The organism is Bacillus sp. 275, assembly GCF_001999205.1.
Lineage (GTDB): Bacteria > Bacillota > Bacilli > Bacillales > Bacillaceae > Bacillus > Bacillus velezensis.
The window spans coordinates 2,654,540-2,667,190 of record NZ_CP019626.1 but is presented as its reverse complement, the minus strand read 5'-3'; the positions used below and the strand labels follow the sequence as shown (position 1 = coordinate 2,667,190).

Genomic DNA, 12,651 nt, shown 5'->3' with positions numbered 1-12,651 from the left:
AAAAGGCTTTTATTCGCTTCATGTCTTCATCTCTGTTTATAATGAAAAGAAAAAAGGGGATGAAATCATGACAAAACTTACCGTTCAAACCCGCTCCGGCGCACTGAAAGGAACTGCCGGCCGCGGTGCCCGCACATGGAAGGGCATACCGTACGCGAAGCCGCCCGTCGGAGAGCTCAGATTTAAAGCGCCGGAGCCGCCCGCACCTTGGGACGGCGTAAAACATGCCGATTCGTTCGGACCGGTTTGTCCGCAGCCAGATGATATGCTGTCTATATCGTTTTCCGGAGATGTACCGCCTCAATCTGAAGATTGCCTTTACCTCAATGTTTTCGCCCCCGATTCAGAGGGCGAAAAAAAGCCTGTCATGGTATGGATACACGGCGGGGCATTTTATTTAGGTGCCGGAAGCGAACCGCTTTACGACGGATCTGCCCTTGCCGCTGACGGAGATGTCATTGTAGTGACACTCAATTACAGGCTCGGACCGTTCGGCTTTTTACATTTGTCTTCTATTCATGACGCGTATTCCGCCAATATCGGGCTGCTCGATCAGATCGCCGCGCTGCGCTGGGTGAGGGACAATATCTCCGAATTCGGAGGAGACCCGGATAACGTCACGATATTTGGTGAATCGGCAGGCGGCATGAGCATCGCCTCCCTTATGGCAATGCCTGACGCAAAAGGCCTGTTTCATAAAGCCATTTTAGAAAGCGGCGCCTCTCATACGATCCCGGCGGACATGGCAAAAGACATCGCGGCGGCATTTATTCATGAAGCCGGCACTGATCAATTGCAGGAGCTTTCCGTTAATGACCTGCTTAAGACTGCGGATAAAGTGCGGCGCTCACTAGATCAAAACATTTTTCAGCTTTTGTTTCAGCCCGCCATCGATCCGGCCACATTGCCTGCGGAACCGGTGAAAGCCATAGCAGACGGAGCCGCAGAAGGCATACCTATGATCATCGGAACCAATCGCGATGAAGCATATTTGTTTTTCACCCCTGATACAGACATTCATTCCGAGAAAAAGCAGCAAGATTATTTGCATTATCATCTTGGAGAGAACTGCACTGAGCAAGCGGCAGATTTATATCCGCATTCATTAAAGGGACAAATCGATATGATGACGGATCTGATTTTCTGGCGGCCGGCTGTCGCTTTCGCACAAGGACAGTCGCAGCACGCACCGGTCTGGATGTACCGCTTTGATTGGCATGGCGAAACACCGCCGTTTCATAAAGCCGTTCACGCTCTGGAATTGCCGTTTGTGTTCGGAAACTTTGATTCTTTGAGAAAGACGCTGCAAGAACCGCTCGGTGATGACGCAGAACAGCTTTCCAAACAAATCCAATCCTCATGGCTCGCTTTTGCAAAAACCGGAAACCCGAACACCTCTCACTTCAATTGGCCTGAATATGATACCGATTCACGCGAAACTTTGCTTTTCAACACGGATACCGCTGTCGAAAGTGATCCCGATTCAGCAAAACGCCGCATCCTGTTTCAAGCATAAAAAACGCCAAGGGAGCCGGCTCCCTTGGCGTTTCGTTTTCATCTTACTTCATAATGCAACTCCGCAAATTGCTTATAGCGCCTGACATCAGTCAGCTTCAGACCTGTCTCCCGGTCTCCGGGTTTGAACAAAGAAATTCCGCGGCCGAGCAGAACGGGTGCGATCTGAATGATAAACTCATCGACAAGTTTTTCCTCCAAAACCGGGTGCAGCAGATCACTCCCGCCGACAATCCAAATCCGCTTGCCTTCTTGGCGTTTCAATGCTTTTATAAAATCGGCAGGCTCTTCATGAATAAACCGCACATGTTCAGTGCCCCCGGTCAATGTCCGCGAAAACACATAGCATTCTTTACCTTTGTACGGAAATTCCTCAGGCAATAAAACCAATATTTCCTCGTATGTTTTTCTGCCCATGATGATCGTATCGATAGATTCATAGAAAGCTTCATAATCGGTGCCGTCTTCACCTTCAGTTCCGATTAACCAATCTAAAGAATGATTTTCCCGCGCAAGATAGCCATCTGCGCTGACAGCTCCGTAAAAAACGAGCTTTCTTTGACCGCTCATAAAAATCCCTCCCCCTTTTTTATTATACCTTAAACATGCGGGTGAAATGAAAAATGATAGAATCGGGTAAAAACCGCCGTTACCTGGTTTTCGTTTTTTCCTGCTTTGGAGATGCTGTTAATATGCCGTCTATCCATCTTCCGGTAATCGGCATAAAGAAATGAAGGATGATCCCGCCTAAACAAACGGTTAATAACGTTCCGATGCCTACCGGACCTCTTAGCATCACGGCCAGTATGAAAAATATGAAGTAAATGACCGTTCTTGAAAAAAAGATGCTTCTCCCGGTTAAATCACGGACAATTAGCGTTAACCGATCAACCGGGATCGGTGCGAAATTTGTGTGCAGGTAGGTTGCGGTTCCTATCCCTATCACAACTAAACCGATTGCAAAACAGCCCGCCTTTCCGTACCATGGTTCAGGCGTTATGATTCGGTGCAGGAAAAAAAGCCACATATCAATCCCGATTCCCGTTATAAACGCCGTAATCATCCCTGTAAATTCCGGTCTTTGTCTTTTTAACATTGAATTACAGCAAATTAACAGGAAAGCGATGATGATTTCCCAGCTTCCCACGGTAAGCCCTGCATGGACGGATAATCCCACAATAAGCGAATCAAAAGGAGACGTTCCAAGATCTGATTGAATCGTGACAGAAATACCAAAGGTCAAGATCATGATTCCTAAAACATAAAAAACATATTTCACTTTATCGTCCTCATTTTCTTATTTTATGTTGCAAATACAACAAAAATACGGTATGTTTACTATACGGTATTTTCATTGCAAATACAACAAAAAAACAGCTGATATGATAAATGAAGAAAGGAGCTGTATGACCATGAGTATTCAATTAAAAAAGTGCAGCCTTAACGATATAACAGAGCTCCGGGAGATAAGCATTGAAACATTCAATGATACATTTAAGGATCAAAATTCAACAGAAAATATGAAAGCTTATTTGGAAAATGCATTCCGCTCTGAACAGCTGAAAAAGGAATTATCCAATCCGTCTTCTCAATTTTATTTTATTTATTATCATGATGACCTTGCGGGGTATGTAAAAGTCAACATGAACGAAGCACAGTCAGAAAAAATGGGGGAAGATTCTCTTGAGATTGAGAGAATTTATATAAGAAAAAGCCATCAGAAACACGGGCTTGGCAAATATCTGCTGAATGAAGCTGTGAAAATCGCAACAGCACACAATAAAAAGAACATCTGGCTGGGCGTATGGGAAAAAAACGAAAATGCAATCGCCTTTTATCAAAAAATGGGGTTTGTCCAAACCGGAGAACACTCTTTTTATATGGGGGATGATAAACAAGTCGACTTTATCATGACCAAAACCCTGTCGTAAAAGGATACAAAAAACCCGGCCAAGCTGCCGGGTTTTTTCTCTTATTTTAATTTTCCCGCACGGATATCATCGGTCATTCCTTCGTACGGCGCTTCTGAAATCAATGTTTCGTTATTGATTCCCGCATTGTTGAGATACGTAATATCCGCAAACTCGGGAACGACATATTTCGGGTACGTTTCATATTTCTCACGTGACTCTTTCATCACGTCAATGTAATCATTTTGGTAGCACACCGTGATTTCCGGATGCTCATGCACCCATTTCGGGAAGAAAATAATTCCGTGCATCCGTTTTTCATTCGGCATAAAGTTTAAGGAAACATCTGTGCCTGTCGGTTCAGTCCATGACACTTTGTATACGCCTTCTGTCAGCTTGACGATATTCACTTCCTGGTCGCGCACCCAGCGGCCGCCTACCATTCCGCTATGAATCCGATAGTCGATCGTATGATCATTTTTAATATAGATTTCATACTCCCAGCCGTTTTCATACGTGTAAATCATATGGCTTCCGATAAAGTTTTCCATGTTGACTCACTCTCCATCTTATTATTGAACTTCATAAATATCTAACCGAATGTCATCCGGCCATCTGATCGCAGCCCCGATAAACAGCCGGTCCTGCAGATGCTGATATGCCTCGCTGCTTGTTTCAAATACAGGCACAGTGCGGAAGTAAACATACTCGGGATCAATGATGCGGTTCACTGAATCATTGATGACTTTTTTAAAGAAGGTTCATTCAAGACGTATCACCTCCCGAGGTATTATGTTCACTTAAACATGTAACTATTTACACATTCAATTGTAATGCTGTTAAAATGGACTGTCAAATAATGAGCTGCCTCTGATAAAGTTTACCCGGAAAAAGAGGTGTTCAACAAAAAAGACAAGGGCGGCACATGCCGAAACCCTTGTCTTTTTCGTTAAGCTCATCTATAAAAACGCAGACGAGCGTCTTCTTAGTAATCACAATCTTTATCTCTGCATTCATTCTTTCTTACAGCGTCTATTGAGTGCCCCATGATCTTGTCATTTGCCTTATCATAAATACCATCGAATTTATTCGATGTATCACCGTTGTAATAGCCAAATACCTCTATCCCGCCCATTGGATCTATTTCGTATTTACCTTTAAATGTAACGTTATGTATGCCTTCATAATTCGCTTTGATGAATTTCTCCATTCGTTCTTGAGCAATCTTTATCTCTTCAGCCTGAACATTTTTATCATTCATACTCTTCATTATAAAACCTCCGGCTGCTATCAAGATAACCATGAAGATAATAATGTATTTTTTCACAGAATCATCCGTTCCATGAGTGATGATGAAGCTCGCGGACTGGAAAAAATGGTCGGTGACAGGTGTATTTAGGCGTCTTAAGATTTTTCTTCCGCATCCAAAGAGGAGCTCCCTATTTTGTCACCTACAGGATCATATAAGCCGTCAAATTCTTTAGTTTTATCACCGTTTAGATACCCCTCAACTGTAATTCCGCCGGTTGGATCAATAAAATAATCATCATAAGAAATTTTCTCTATACCCTTGTACTCGCTACGCAAGTATTCGGTCATTTTACTTTTGGCTTTTTCAAAAAGAGCCTTTTCTTCCTTTTTCACATCATATTGATGCTTCATAATCAACCCTACAACAGTTATAATTAACACCAGTACAATAATAAAGTATTTTTTCAAAAAAAATCATTCCTTTCCCTACCCTATTTTACATGACAAGAAAGGCGCTATATATCTTGAGCAAGAAAATCAGGACTTCAAACCTGACAGATGAAACATATTACAGGATGAGTCAAGGTGCTTATAACTATGACTATCTTAAAAGGAAATTGGAGAAGAACGATTATATACGTATTAATTCTTCCATTTCAAAACCTACTTACTGGTACGTCGATCAAATAAAATCGGACAACGATACCGGACTTGATGCGGTTGTTCTGTCACAAGCTGAAAAGAAAAACGGAAAATGGATAAAATCAAAAAATCCCGAAAACGTGGTCGTCACCTTTGCGGGAACCGATATCGCAAAAGACCCGATCTTTGACTGCGGGAATATTGTTTTCGGAAATGATCCGAAAACAGAAGTGTATTACAAGGAGAAAAACAAGAATGGCTACTCTTTAAGGAAAGGGATTTATCCGTTAGAGTTTTTGGGGCCAGCCAATAATTTAAAATGACGCCAGTTAGGCGTCTTAAGATTTTTCTTCCGTATCCACAGAGGAGCTCCCTATTTTGTCATCTGGAGGATCATATAAACCGGCAAATTCGTTTGGAATTACATTATTCAAAAATCACTAAACTGTATTTTCGCCAGCAAATCCAGCGTCTTTTTTAGTATTCACATTCTTTTTCCTGACATTCGGGTTTCTCTTCTGCATCGACTGACGAAACTCCTATTTCATCATTCGTTTTGTCATAAAGTCCAAAAAATTCTTTTTCCTTATTACCATTCAAGTACCCCTTCACGGAAATACCACCCATAGGATTTATTTTATAATCGTTAATGTATGTAATTTGCTTTATATTTTTGTAATTAGCTTTTATATAGCTTTCCATTTTATTTTTCGCTTGGTTAAAAAGTTCTTGCTCTGCTTCTTTTTTATCATGGTGGTACTTCATGTAGATACTTCCTGACGCTATAGTTATTACAAATATCAGGACAACCATGTATTTCTTCACAGACTCATCCTTTCTTAGATTAAATTTACATCAACCTCAGAGTGTTGTACATGTCTAAAAAATATCAATGTATCAAGTATCAGTGATCGAGAATACTTTTATATAAGCGTTAGTTAGACTATCCTAAAAGTGTGCGAATTTCTACAAAAGCTTATAGTTAGATCTAGGTTAAATGAAGTGATGAAGGAGAAAGGAATTCAAATCCAGAAGGAATTGGCTGATTTAGTTGGTTCTACTGAGGCTGCGATAAGCAGATTTAAAACAAATACAAGATATGATATCACAACACTATTCATTATTAACTGAGGATTAAATGTACCTATGGAAGATTTGTTTTATGTCGAGGAGATAGAGTAAGAGCAATAAAACAAAATTAGTCCAGCTCGATTGAGCTGGCTAATTTATCTTGTACAAAGCTTATCTTTACATTCTTCTTTGGGTTCGGCATCAACCGTATACGACAATATTTCTTTATTGCCTGGATCATATAGACCTTCAAACTCTTTTTTTCCATTCGTATAACCCTTAATACTAATACCACCCATTGGATTAATATGGTAATCCTCAGAAAAATGGATATTATCCACATTTTTATAGTTCGTTGTTAAAAACTTTTCCATATGATTCTGGGCTTCTTCGAATAACGCAATCTCTTTTTCCTTTTGATCATACTGATGCTTCATAAAAAGTCCCCCAACTGCTATAATTATTAAAATAAGGATAATTATGTACTGTTTCTTTTTCATTTGGAAATCAATCCTTTCCTATAAATAACTGTCGTTCTTAAGTAAACGAAATGAGCGAAAACTTGATATGAATATACTTTCAGCATGTCAAAAGCAAAGCTAACCAATTCAGAATTCATCGCGATTGTTGCTGACAAGTTAAGATTGGAACTTAAAGCGAGTAAAATGCTGATCTGACGTTTTCCTGTCGTTGAGTTGTCATGATATTTGTACGCGTTTACCGTTAATATCGGGGATACCTCGACAAATGAGACGGTAGAGGCGATTGATCTCAGGAATAGGTTTGAACTGTATGAGAAACATATCACGAATTTTGTAAGATAATTAAACAAAATAAATACCCACTCATCCTGAGGTGGGTATTTTACCTTTCTTCGGCATTGACCACTGAAATACCTATCTCCTTGTTCGTTGGATCATATATACCGGAAAATTCTTTTTCTTTATTATTATTTATGTAGCCTGAAACTTCAACTCCGCCTGTCGGATCGATATTGTAGTCTTTTGAAAAGTGAACTTCCTGTACATTTTTATAGTCTTTTTTTAAGTAATTCCTCATATGATCTTGCGCCTCAATCACAAGTTTTTCTTCGTTTTTATGTTTATCATATTGATGCTTCACGAAAAAACCTCCCACTGCTATAATTATAACAATTAGGATAATAATGTATTTTCTCATGCGTATCATCCTTTCGGAACTATTTTACAATATAAGAAAGGTGATGTATATATGCCAAAAGGAAAAGAAATAACCGTCTCTGATGTCACAGATAAAGAATATTACCGTTTGAGTCAAGCAGCTTACAATTATAAAATGTTAGCCCTGCATATGAAATATAAAACTCCTTATAAAATAAGTAAGACGTCATATTGGTACGTTGAGAAAGTGAAGCAGGATTCTGATACGGGACTTGATGCCTTTGTATTCTCAAAAGGCATCAAGTCCAAAAACGGAAAATGGATAAAATCAAAAAACCCCGAAAACGTGGTCGTCGCCTTTGCGGGAACCGATATCGGAAAAGACCCGATCAATGACGGCGTAAAAGCGGACGGCGGCAATATTGTTTTCGGAAATGATCCGAAAAAAGAAGTACATTATATTGTAAAAAAAGACGCAAAGGATACCTCGAAAACGCTCGGAGCCTATCACGGAACGCCCTCTCAAGACGCCATGCTCACAACCGGAAAGTATAAGCTGATGACGAAAACTTCGCAAATCGATCAAGCCGATCAGCTGGTACGCAGCGTAAAGAAAAAGTATGCCGGAACGTCAACGATTATTTCAACAACCGGCCATTCACTCGGCGGCGCTGAGGCCGAATACAGCGCAGTGAATAATGATGTGTATGCCGTCGCGTTTAACAGCCCTTCCGTCGTAAAACTGCACGATGAAGAAACACAGAAAGAAATCAACAGCGGCATATACGATCCATACATCCGGTCAATTATCAATCCGGACGACATGGTCGGGGCGGGTTATTGGAACGAATATGACCGCCACAACGGGACAACAATTTATACGAAAAACCCCTCGCTCTCACAGTTCAGCCGAAACCAGCGGCTTGATGGGAAATTGAGCGAGCAGATCGGAAAAAATCTCGCTTATTTCTTCACTACCGTCATTCTGAGAAATCCGGATACACACGGCTTAAATGAAGCGAATTTCATATTTGACCGAAACGGAAGCATCACAAATCCGAACGGAGATGAATTAGTCTTTGACAAAAACCTCGACGCTCTTCTGCCGGCCGGTGCGATCGGAAGCGCAGATACAATAAAAGTAACACCAAAAAACGCAAAGAAGCTGGCTGAAAAGGTGCAGGCCATGACTGAGGATTTACGGACGATGAAAAAAGAAGCGCAGAACGCCTATCAGGAGCACGATGAAAAAATCGCCGAGCTAAAAACGGAATTTTACGGCCAAGTCGGACACGGCTTGTTTGATCAGCTTCAAGCACAGGACGTGACCAATAGCATTGAAGATATTGCGCAATCCTACGATAAAGGCCCGATTTTTTACGACACTCAGGCTGAGCAGGCGTTTATTGATTCTTTGCAGGCGGCGATCACGGATCTTGAAGAGATCGGCGGATTCTTACATAAAATAGCAGACGAATTTCAGGAAAAAGACCAGATGCTCGCAAACTGGTTAAGATGATAGAGGTGTATACATAATGCCGACATTAGACGAACTTTTAGAACACAAGGACGACCCGATGAAGAAAAGGCTGCAGCGGCAAATGCTGAAAACCGTCATGACGCAGGCAACGGGAACAAAACTGGAAACAGTGCGCCAAACGCTGAAGCCGACATTCGAAATGGACACATTGAAAGATGAATTATATGAAGTGTATTCAGCCCTATTGAACAGCTTTGAAGGCAAGGCGCAAAAAGCTCTCGCACAGCGGATCAGTGAAAGTGCGCGGCTGATTGCCGGCACCGAACATAACAGAGACACATTTGTTAACAGTTTCAAAACAAGATAAAATAAAAAAACCTCGCAGATTTATCATCTGCGAGGTTTTTCCTATCCTCTTAACTGAGACGCGCTCGGAGGGATTCGAACCCCCGACAGACGTGGTACCGGAAACCACCGCTCTATCCAACTGAGCTACGAGCGCACGTTTTTTCAATCAGATACCTTTATATTATAATAAAGAAACGCGCAGAAAGCAACTCTTTTTTGATAATGCACAACAGGATTATGCAGCGTCCTCATGCAGCATAATCCTGCATCGTTTACCGGCATTGATTTTCACAAAAAACCCATTTCAGGCGTACTGCCTCCCGGCTCGGTTCATTTTCAATCACTGCAGAAAAAGCAGTAATCACCCGTTTTAGCTTTTTTTCCAAATATCTTTTAACGTCCAATAGGTGAATTCCTCAACCTTTACGGCGCCTTTCTCAGAAAACAGCTCAATCCCCAATCTGCCTTCATTCGGATAGATACGGCTTGTCATCGTTGTTTCTCCATGATTTGCGAATACTTCAATCGAGGATCTGTCAATAAAGATACGCAGCGCCAGCTTGCCGTTTGTATCCGTCTGCACCCTTCTCACACCGTCTTTCGCTTTCCCCATCTTGGTGCAATCAAGTGTCAGCTTTTTATCCGTTAGATTGTATGTCAGCACAAGTTCTTCTTCGTCAAGGCCGCGAATCTTAAAGCCTGCCGTTTCGGCATCGGAATCGTTTACATCAAACACGGCTCGGACTTCAAGCAGGTCTTCGGACGTCTTTGCCAAGTAACTCCCTGAAAGCGATCGTCCGGCACATTCCCGATATTCCATTTTCCGCAGCTGCTTGGTTTCTTCCACGGGATTCATCAAAAGTTTTTGATCATCACGCAAAGTCAGTTCTCGCGGCAAAGTCAGTGCACCGCACCATCCGTCCGCTTTTGTCGGCATCTCAGATTCCCACATATCCATCCAGCCGATAGCAATTCTGCGTCCTTTATCATCTAATAATGTTTGCACGGCGTAAAAGTCATGGCCGTGATCCAGTTCTTTAAAAGCGCCGTGTGTAAATTTGTTTGTTCCATCATGATAGTCACCGATTAAATAGCCGGTTTGATGTAAATTTTGATAGGAATCACCGTCCGCCTCGATCCCCTGAGGCGAAATCAGCAGGACATGCTTGCCGCCTAATTCAAAGAAATCAGGACATTCCCACATATAGCCGAGATTACCGTCACTTTGGGCGAGAACACCCGCGTATTCCCAATCACGCAAATCAGGTGAACGGTATAAAACGACCCGTCCGACGTTTTCTTTTGAAGAGTTGCCGATGACCATATACCAAACATCGCGATGCTTCCATACTTTCGGATCGCGGAAATGACGGGCGCTGTCTTCCGGCGGTTCCGCAATAACAGGGTTTTCCTGAAGCTTTTCAAACACGATTCCATCTTGGCTGACAGCGATATTTTGAGTTTGATAGAATAGGTCTTTCTCTTGATCAATTATATTATGTCCTGTATAGATGAGGGCTAATCTTCCATGATCATCGACCGCGCTTCCCGAAAAACAGCCGCTTTGGTCGAATGCATCGCCTGGAGCTAAGGCAACCGGCAGGTGCTCCCAATGAATGAGATCTTTACTTTTTACATGTCCCCAATGCATCGGCCCCCAATGCTCATCATACGGATGATGCTGAAAAAAGACGTGGTATTCTCCTTTAAACTGAATAAGCCCGTTCGGATCATTGATCCAATTCGCCCGGGGCATAATATGGTACCCCAATCGATATCTTTGTTTCACTTTACCCTCGGCTTCCTTCAAAGCTTCTTCCGCCTGCTGAATTCTATCCATTTGTAACATCCTCTCTATCCGATTTTTTGCAGACGCTGGACACGCCTGCTGTTTTGTTTCGGGCCCAATAAAGTAAATAAGGAGATGACGGTAAAACCGAAGACGACGATTCCCATGATGAGATAGGTTTGACGGAACCCCGCACTGTCATATAATCCTCCCGCAAGCGGCGACAGAATCGACGCGCCTGCCTGAGATGCGAATTGAAAACCGACGAGATAAAGGACGGACGACAGACGCGTATCAAAATTGGCAGCCAAATATTTAAAAACGGCGATCAGCATAATCGGCAATTCCAGTGCGTGGATGAGTTTCATTGATGAAATGCCTACAGGCTCAACTGCAATTCCGGACCCGACGATGCGGAAAGCCATTAAAAACCCCGCTAAAATCAAACTGTTTTTCGCCCCGAACTTATTGACGATAAAAGGCGCAAGAAACATCATGCCGGCCTCTAAAAATACCTGGAATGAATTAAGATAGCCGAATACTTGGTTGCCTATCGACACTGAAGGAAACAAAGACGCATAGTAGATCGGGAACTGCTGATCATATACGCCGTAAATGCAAGTCACCCCGATAATGTACAGCATAAAAAACCAGAAATCTCTTAGTAAAAAGAGCCGCCCCACGTCTTTTAACCGGACCGAATCCGCTCTGTTTTTCTCATGATCGGTCATTTCTATTTTCACAGACATGATAATGGCCGTTAATATGACGGCTGAAACAGACGCGATCCAGAAGTTGATATTGGGATTGATATTGAAAAGCTGCCCTGCAAAAAATGCAGCCGCCGCCCAGCCCAGCGAGCCCCACATTCTTGATTTTCCATACTCGAAATCATACTTACGGCTGACCTTTTCAATGTACGTTTCAATCGCGCCTATCCCCGCCAAAAAAGCGGCTCCCAAATATAAGCCTCCGACAACGGCGCCAAGAAAGACGTTGTATTGTAAAAGCGGCCCATAGACGAAGATATAAAACGGACCCGTAAATATGAGAAGACAGCTGATCATAAACAATATCTTTTTCTTCAGCCCCAATTTGTCAGAGATAAAACCGTAAAGAGGCTGCATGCATAGGGCAAATACGGCGTTTACAGAAAAGATAATGCCTGTCGCTGATCCGTTTAAATTGATTTCCTGCCCTAACCAAATCGCAAATAAAGAATAGCTGGAAGACCAAGTAAAAAAGAAAAAAAAGAAATAAGCACTCAGTTTCCAATACAGACTTTTTGAGCTTTTCATTTGCACCGCTCCTTTAATAGGACCTTTTAATAGCCGTTTTAGAGCCGCATACTTCCTTCTTCATTTTCATCACATACATGCGAGCCCTGAGTAAGCGCTTACTTTCTATCGCTGCTTAATTCTTTCACTTTATTGCCGCCAGCCATCTCTCCATACCCGCCACTTCCCTTCACTTCGTAAATAAAGCGCTTTCAAAAAGAATTGTATG

Annotated in this window: 15 protein-coding genes, 1 tRNA gene and 3 pseudogenes; 7 read left to right on the top strand and 12 right to left on the bottom strand. The window is 42.2% G+C overall.

Going from position 1 to position 12,651, the window contains the following annotated elements; genetic code table 11:
* The first annotated feature begins 67 nt into the window (after positions 1 to 67).
* Entirely contained in the window at positions 68 to 1,516 is a 1,449-nt protein-coding gene (locus BZ167_RS12960; RefSeq protein ID WP_077392101.1) for a carboxylesterase/lipase family protein, read from the top strand.
* A 38-nt stretch (positions 1,517 to 1,554) separates the two neighbouring features.
* Here the strand turns inward: BZ167_RS12960 and BZ167_RS12955 are convergent, their stop codons facing one another.
* Positions 1,555 to 2,085: a dihydrofolate reductase family protein gene (locus BZ167_RS12955; protein ID WP_077392100.1), complete on the bottom strand. Its 531-nt coding sequence runs from the start codon at positions 2,083 to 2,085 to the stop codon at positions 1,555 to 1,557.
* 79 nt (positions 2,086 to 2,164) lie between these two features.
* Positions 2,165 to 2,794, bottom strand: coding sequence for a YczE/YyaS/YitT family protein (locus BZ167_RS12950; protein ID WP_077392099.1), 630 nt, complete (start codon positions 2,792 to 2,794; stop codon positions 2,165 to 2,167).
* A 133-nt stretch (positions 2,795 to 2,927) separates the two neighbouring features.
* Between BZ167_RS12950 and BZ167_RS12945 the strand changes: the two genes are divergently transcribed.
* Positions 2,928 to 3,446: a spermidine/spermine N(1)-acetyltransferase gene (locus BZ167_RS12945; protein ID WP_015418277.1), complete on the top strand. Its 519-nt coding sequence runs from the start codon at positions 2,928 to 2,930 to the stop codon at positions 3,444 to 3,446.
* 41 nt (positions 3,447 to 3,487) lie between these two features.
* Here BZ167_RS12945 and BZ167_RS12940 read toward each other — a convergent pair whose 3' ends face one another.
* From BZ167_RS12940 to BZ167_RS12925, 4 genes and pseudogenes are all read right to left on the bottom strand, one after another.
* Positions 3,488 to 3,976, bottom strand: coding sequence for a phenolic acid decarboxylase (locus tag BZ167_RS12940; RefSeq protein WP_014305882.1), 489 nt, complete (start codon positions 3,974 to 3,976; stop codon positions 3,488 to 3,490).
* Positions 3,977 to 3,997: 21 nt separating this feature from the next.
* Positions 3,998 to 4,159, bottom strand: a pseudogene (locus BZ167_RS12935) (DUF3237 family protein); the annotation flags it as partial.
* A gap of 251 nt (positions 4,160 to 4,410) precedes the next feature.
* Positions 4,411 to 4,695 carry a DUF1433 domain-containing protein gene (locus tag BZ167_RS12930; RefSeq protein WP_060674028.1) on the bottom strand — a complete coding sequence of 95 codons (285 nt, stop codon included), beginning with the start codon at positions 4,693 to 4,695 and terminating at the stop codon, positions 4,411 to 4,413.
* 134 nt (positions 4,696 to 4,829) lie between these two features.
* Positions 4,830 to 5,144: a DUF1433 domain-containing protein gene (locus BZ167_RS12925; protein WP_033575182.1), complete on the bottom strand. Its 315-nt coding sequence runs from the start codon at positions 5,142 to 5,144 to the stop codon at positions 4,830 to 4,832.
* Positions 5,145 to 5,200: 56 nt separating this feature from the next.
* On the opposite strand from BZ167_RS12925, the pseudogene BZ167_RS12920 reads away from it, so the two are divergent.
* Positions 5,201 to 5,557, top strand: a pseudogene (locus tag BZ167_RS12920) (lipase); the annotation flags it as partial.
* Between the two features lie 238 nt (positions 5,558 to 5,795).
* On the opposite strand, the gene BZ167_RS12915 reads toward BZ167_RS12920, so the two are convergent.
* The gene (locus tag BZ167_RS12915) at positions 5,796 to 6,083 is read right to left on the bottom strand and encodes a DUF1433 domain-containing protein (protein ID WP_025285326.1); all 288 of its coding nucleotides are present in this window, start codon (positions 6,081 to 6,083) and stop codon (positions 5,796 to 5,798) included.
* Between the two features lie 240 nt (positions 6,084 to 6,323).
* Between BZ167_RS12915 and BZ167_RS20535 the strand changes: the two genes are divergently transcribed.
* Positions 6,324 to 6,449 carry a hypothetical protein gene (locus BZ167_RS20535; RefSeq protein WP_015387666.1) on the top strand — a complete coding sequence of 42 codons (126 nt, stop codon included), beginning with the start codon at positions 6,324 to 6,326 and terminating at the stop codon, positions 6,447 to 6,449.
* 95 nt (positions 6,450 to 6,544) lie between these two features.
* Here the strand turns inward: BZ167_RS20535 and BZ167_RS12905 are convergent, their stop codons facing one another.
* Positions 6,545 to 6,889: a DUF1433 domain-containing protein gene (locus BZ167_RS12905; RefSeq protein ID WP_039253733.1), complete on the bottom strand. Its 345-nt coding sequence runs from the start codon at positions 6,887 to 6,889 to the stop codon at positions 6,545 to 6,547.
* Between the two features lie 66 nt (positions 6,890 to 6,955).
* Here BZ167_RS12905 and BZ167_RS20345 point away from each other — a divergent pair.
* A pseudogene (locus tag BZ167_RS20345) lies at positions 6,956 to 7,066 on the top strand (sporulation transcription factor Spo0A); the annotation flags it as partial.
* A 187-nt stretch (positions 7,067 to 7,253) separates the two neighbouring features.
* On the opposite strand, the gene BZ167_RS12900 reads toward BZ167_RS20345, so the two are convergent.
* Entirely contained in the window at positions 7,254 to 7,568 is a 315-nt protein-coding gene (locus tag BZ167_RS12900) for a DUF1433 domain-containing protein (protein WP_014305887.1), read from the bottom strand.
* A gap of 51 nt (positions 7,569 to 7,619) precedes the next feature.
* Between BZ167_RS12900 and BZ167_RS12895 the strand changes: the two genes are divergently transcribed.
* Both BZ167_RS12895 and BZ167_RS12890 read left to right on the top strand, forming a co-directional pair.
* Positions 7,620 to 9,047: a lipase gene (locus BZ167_RS12895; RefSeq protein WP_061860898.1), complete on the top strand. Its 1,428-nt coding sequence runs from the start codon at positions 7,620 to 7,622 to the stop codon at positions 9,045 to 9,047.
* A 16-nt stretch (positions 9,048 to 9,063) separates the two neighbouring features.
* Positions 9,064 to 9,375, top strand: a complete 312-nt coding sequence (locus BZ167_RS12890; protein WP_015418282.1) for a hypothetical protein — start codon at positions 9,064 to 9,066, stop codon at positions 9,373 to 9,375.
* 59 nt (positions 9,376 to 9,434) lie between these two features.
* On the opposite strand, the gene BZ167_RS12885 is transcribed toward BZ167_RS12890, so the two are convergent.
* From BZ167_RS12885 to BZ167_RS12875, 3 genes are all read right to left on the bottom strand, one after another.
* Positions 9,435 to 9,510: transfer RNA gene (locus tag BZ167_RS12885), tRNA-Arg, on the bottom strand.
* Positions 9,511 to 9,726: 216 nt separating this feature from the next.
* The gene (locus BZ167_RS12880) at positions 9,727 to 11,196 is read right to left on the bottom strand and encodes a glycoside hydrolase family 32 protein (RefSeq protein WP_061860899.1); all 1,470 of its coding nucleotides are present in this window, start codon (positions 11,194 to 11,196) and stop codon (positions 9,727 to 9,729) included.
* Between the two features lie 14 nt (positions 11,197 to 11,210).
* Complete coding sequence (locus BZ167_RS12875; RefSeq protein ID WP_061860900.1) at positions 11,211 to 12,443, bottom strand: MFS transporter; 1,233 nt, start codon at positions 12,441 to 12,443, stop codon at positions 11,211 to 11,213.
* Positions 12,444 to 12,651 lie beyond the last annotated feature (208 nt).

What these genes read in the sequence shown, in the direction of transcription:
- BZ167_RS12900 (WP_014305887.1), bottom strand. Translation starts at nt 7,568, where the DNA reads ATGAGAAAATACATTATTATCCTAATTGTTATAATTATAGCAGTGGGA.
- BZ167_RS12915 (WP_025285326.1), bottom strand. Translation starts at nt 6,083, where the DNA reads ATGAAGTACCACCATGATAAAAAAGAAGCAGAGCAAGAACTTTTTAAC.
- BZ167_RS12940 (WP_014305882.1), bottom strand. Translation starts at nt 3,976, where the DNA reads ATGGAAAACTTTATCGGAAGCCATATGATTTACACGTATGAAAACGGC.
- BZ167_RS12945 (WP_015418277.1), top strand. Translation starts at nt 2,928, where the DNA reads ATGAGTATTCAATTAAAAAAGTGCAGCCTTAACGATATAACAGAGCTC.
- BZ167_RS12875 (WP_061860900.1), bottom strand. Translation starts at nt 12,443, where the DNA reads ATGAAAAGCTCAAAAAGTCTGTATTGGAAACTGAGTGCTTATTTCTTT.
- BZ167_RS12890 (WP_015418282.1), top strand. Translation starts at nt 9,064, where the DNA reads ATGCCGACATTAGACGAACTTTTAGAACACAAGGACGACCCGATGAAG.
- BZ167_RS12895 (WP_061860898.1), top strand. Translation starts at nt 7,620, where the DNA reads ATGCCAAAAGGAAAAGAAATAACCGTCTCTGATGTCACAGATAAAGAA.
- BZ167_RS12930 (WP_060674028.1), bottom strand. Translation starts at nt 4,695, where the DNA reads ATGAAGAGTATGAATGATAAAAATGTTCAGGCTGAAGAGATAAAGATT.
- BZ167_RS12880 (WP_061860899.1), bottom strand. Translation starts at nt 11,196, where the DNA reads ATGGATAGAATTCAGCAGGCGGAAGAAGCTTTGAAGGAAGCCGAGGGT.
- BZ167_RS12955 (WP_077392100.1), bottom strand. Translation starts at nt 2,085, where the DNA reads ATGAGCGGTCAAAGAAAGCTCGTTTTTTACGGAGCTGTCAGCGCAGAT.
- BZ167_RS12905 (WP_039253733.1), bottom strand. Translation starts at nt 6,889, where the DNA reads ATGAAAAAGAAACAGTACATAATTATCCTTATTTTAATAATTATAGCA.
- BZ167_RS20535 (WP_015387666.1), top strand. Translation starts at nt 6,324, where the DNA reads ATGAAGGAGAAAGGAATTCAAATCCAGAAGGAATTGGCTGATTTAGTT.
- BZ167_RS12960 (WP_077392101.1), top strand. Translation starts at nt 68, where the DNA reads ATGACAAAACTTACCGTTCAAACCCGCTCCGGCGCACTGAAAGGAACT.